4 protein-coding genes are annotated in these 3,334 nt (G+C 65.6%); 2 read left to right on the forward strand and 2 right to left on the reverse strand.

Annotated features, from left to right (window positions below; genetic code table 11):
• On the forward strand, positions 1–512 hold a 512-nt coding region (locus tag VJ811_RS03010; RefSeq protein WP_324070797.1), incomplete at its 5' end, for a DNA-3-methyladenine glycosylase 2 family protein.
• Positions 513–602: 90 nt separating this feature from the next.
• Here VJ811_RS03010 and VJ811_RS03015 read toward each other — a convergent pair.
• Positions 603–1,091, reverse strand: coding sequence for a DUF2569 family protein (locus VJ811_RS03015; RefSeq protein WP_324070798.1), 489 nt, complete (start codon positions 1,089–1,091; stop codon positions 603–605).
• 60 nt (positions 1,092–1,151) lie between these two features.
• Positions 1,152–2,927, reverse strand: a complete 1,776-nt coding sequence (locus VJ811_RS03020) for an ABC-F family ATP-binding cassette domain-containing protein (RefSeq protein ID WP_324070799.1) — start codon at positions 2,925–2,927, stop codon at positions 1,152–1,154.
• Positions 2,928–3,061: 134 nt separating this feature from the next.
• Between VJ811_RS03020 and VJ811_RS03025 the strand changes: the two genes are divergently transcribed.
• The coding region (locus VJ811_RS03025; protein WP_324070800.1) for an SIMPL domain-containing protein at positions 3,062–3,334 on the forward strand (273 nt) is incomplete at its 3' end.

A 3,334-nucleotide genomic window follows, 5' to 3' on the forward strand; every position in this document is an offset into this window, starting at 1 on the left:
TTCGCGAGCGAGGCTATGCCACGCTGCTGCGCACCATCGTCGGCCAACAGGTCAGCGTCGCCGCCGCCAACTCGATCTGGAACAAGCTCGAAGCGCAGTTTGGCGAGGGTTGCCCCGCCGAGACGGTCGCCGCCGCCGACTTCGACACGCTGCGCGCGTGCGGCCTGTCGGGGCAGAAACAAGGCTATGCCAAGAGCCTCGCGCAGTTGATCCTCGACGGCGAACTGCAATTCGACGCCCTCCCCGCCGACGACGAGGAGGCGATCGCGCTGCTCACCAGGGTCAAGGGCATCGGCCGCTGGTCCGCCGAAATCTACCTCCTCTTTGCCGAAGGACGCCCCGACATCTGGCCCGCAGGCGACCTCGCCGTGCAGGAGGCCGTCGGCCGCATCTTCCAGCTCGGCGCGCGCCCGAGCGAGAAGCAGGCGCGCGAACTGGCGGAGGCCTGGCGCCCGCATCGCGGGGCGGCGGCGATCTTCAGCTGGCATTGCTATAATATGGACGTGATCTGATCATATCGTCGCCCCCGCGAAGGCGGGGGCCGCTGGCAACCTTGCACTAGGCCGATTGCGGCCCCCGCCTTCGCGGGGGCGACGCCATTTTTACCTCAGCGTTTCGGCTTCATCCTTGCCATAGGTAGTCGCCACACGCTTCGACGCCATCAGATAGGTTGTCCAGATTGTCGCCCCAATGGCTCCCTTGGCGCTCGACCACAGAGCGCCGATGAGTATGCCGCCCGCGACCTTGGAAAAGAGAAGCGAGGTGACGACGGCATCGATGACGGCGGGAAGCAGATAGAGGCACCACAGTCCCACGATCACGATCCCTACGGTCGACCAACGATGGACCGCGACGAGCCGGTAGGCGAGATAGAGCGCCCCGACGACGCAGGCTGCGGCGAGTGCCCAGCTGAACTGCACATAGGTTGGCACGTTCGGGCCGAGCAGTTGTGCCATGATCGCGGCGTGGGTGACGGCTGACTTTGTCTCGATTAGGATTCGGATCGGCGTGGCGATGCCGAGGATGAAGACCAGCAAGCCAAGCCAGCCGCCGACGCCCCTCAGTTGCTGCTGCTCCAGATATTCGGCCATGCCCCTGCTCCCCCTTTGCCCACCGGCCTTTTGGAAGAGCTCAGGCTGCCGTGCAAGGGGTTAGCCGAGAGCTTCGACTTCTTCGGCCAACGCCAGCCAGCGGTCTTCGGCGGCGGCTTTCTCGTCGCGGAGCGCGTCGAGCTTTGCGGTCAGCGCCGTGAAGCGCGCATGGTCGCGGGCGAACAAAGCGCCGTCCGATAATTCGGTTTCGGCTTGCGCCATTTCCTTTTCGATCTCCTCAATCCGGGCGGGGAGGAGGTCGTAGTCGCGCTGATCCTTGTAGCTCAATTTCTTGCGCGCGGTCGGCGGCGGCGGGGCTGCGGCGGTCGCGGCCTTGGCTTTGACGCTGTTGGGCTTGATCCGCTTCGCTTCCCAATCGGCGTAACCCCCGGCGACGATATCAACCTTGCCCGACCCGTCGAGACCGAGCGTCACGGTGACGGTGCGGTCGAGGAAGTCGCGGTCGTGGCTGACGAGCAGCACGGTGCCGGCATAGTCGGCGATGACTTCCTGCAAGAGATCGAGCGTTTCGAGGTCGAGGTCGTTGGTCGGCTCGTCGAGGACGAGCAGGTTCGATTCGCGGGCGAATTCGCGCGCGAGGAGGAGGCGCGAGCGTTCGCCGCCCGACAGCGCGCCGACGCTTGCCTCCATGACGCCGGGGTCGAAGAGGAATTCCTTGAGATAGCCCTGAATATGCTTTTTGACGCCGCGCACTTCGACCCAGTCGCCGCCGTCGGCGAGGATGTCGCGGACGGTTTTGTCGGGCGACATCAGGCTGCGCTGCTGGTCGATGACGATGCCGTCGAGCGTTGGGGCGAGGGTGATCTTGCCCTTGTCGGGCTGGATCTCGCCGGTCAGCAGCTTGAGCAGGGTCGACTTGCCCGCGCCGTTCGCGCCGACGATGCCGATGCGGTCGCCGCGCTGGACACGGAAATCGAAATCCTTGATGATCGTGCGGTCGCCGAAGCTTTTCGATACCCCCTCGGCGACGATCACCGATTTCGAGCGCACGTCGTCGTTCGCGAGGCCGAGCTTGGCGACGCCGGGGCCGCCGATCATCGCGGCGCGGGTCGCGCGCATTTCCTTCAGCTTTTCAAGCCGACCCTGATTGCGCTTGCGGCGCGCGGTGACGCCGCGTTCGAGCCAGTGCGCCTCGAGCCGCAGTTTCGAATCGAGGCGCTGGGCGGCGCGGGCCTCTTCCGCCGCGACGGCGTCGCTCCATTCCTCGAAGCCGCCGAAGCCGATTTCCTTGCGGCGGATGCTGCCGCGGTCGAGCCACAAGGTCTGGCGCGTCAAGCGGGTGAGGAAAGTACGGTCGTGGCTGATCGCGACGAACGCGCCGGTGTAGCGCGCGAGCCAGCTTTCGAGCCAGTCGATCGCCGCGAGATCGAGATGGTTGGTCGGCTCGTCGAGCAGCAGCACGTCGGGGTTCTGCGCCAATGCCCGCGCCAGCGCGGCGCGGCGGCGCTCGCCGCCCGAAGCGCTGGCGGCGGTGCGGCTCATGTCGATGCGGAGTTGGTCTGCGATCGCGGCGACTTCGAACTCTTCCGGCGCATTGGGCGCGGCGACGGCAAAATCCATCAGTGTCGCGAAGGGCGTAAAATCGGGTTCCTGTTCGAGCATCACGACATGCGTTCCGGGTACGATCACGCGCTTGCCCTTGTCGGCGTCGATCTGGCCGGCGAGCAGCTTGAGCAACGTCGTCTTGCCAGCGCCGTTGCGACCGATCAGCGCGAGCCGGTCGCGTTCGCCGACATAGATGTCGAGGTCCTGGAACAGCCAGCCGCTGCCCTGCACAAGGCCAAGGCCTTCATAAGATAAAATCGGTGCTGCCATGATGAACGGCTCGCTACTGGCGCGTTCAGCATCATGCAAGCGCGCAGCGCACAAAGGCCGGAACGGGTTCGTTCCGTCTGCGTTACGGGGCGGACATAACAGATGACCGAAAGCCCGGCTCACAGGAGAATGAAATGACGAAACAAATGTTCGCCGTTATGGCAACCGGACTGGCGTTGATGGCGGCGACGCCCGCGCTCGCGCAGCAGGGAGGTTCGACGGTGACAGCAGCAACGACCCAGGGGCCCATCCTGACCTTTTCGGTCAGCGAGGAAGTGCGTTCGCGTCCCGACCAGGCGACCGTGGGCGCCGGCGTGACGACGACCGCCCCGACCGCGGTCGAATCGATGCGCGCGAACGCCGCCGCGATGGACAAGCTGATCGCCGCCGCAAAGGCACGCGGGATC

This window comes from Sphingopyxis sp. (assembly GCF_035250425.1).
GTDB lineage: Bacteria > Pseudomonadota > Alphaproteobacteria > Sphingomonadales > Sphingomonadaceae > Sphingopyxis.

Coding starts and splice junctions, on each gene's coding strand:
- VJ811_RS03015 (WP_324070798.1), bottom strand. CDS start 1,091: ATGGCCGAATATCTGGAGCAGCAGCAACTGAGGGGCGTCGGCGGCTGG.
- VJ811_RS03020 (WP_324070799.1), bottom strand. CDS start 2,927: ATGGCAGCACCGATTTTATCTTATGAAGGCCTTGGCCTTGTGCAGGGC.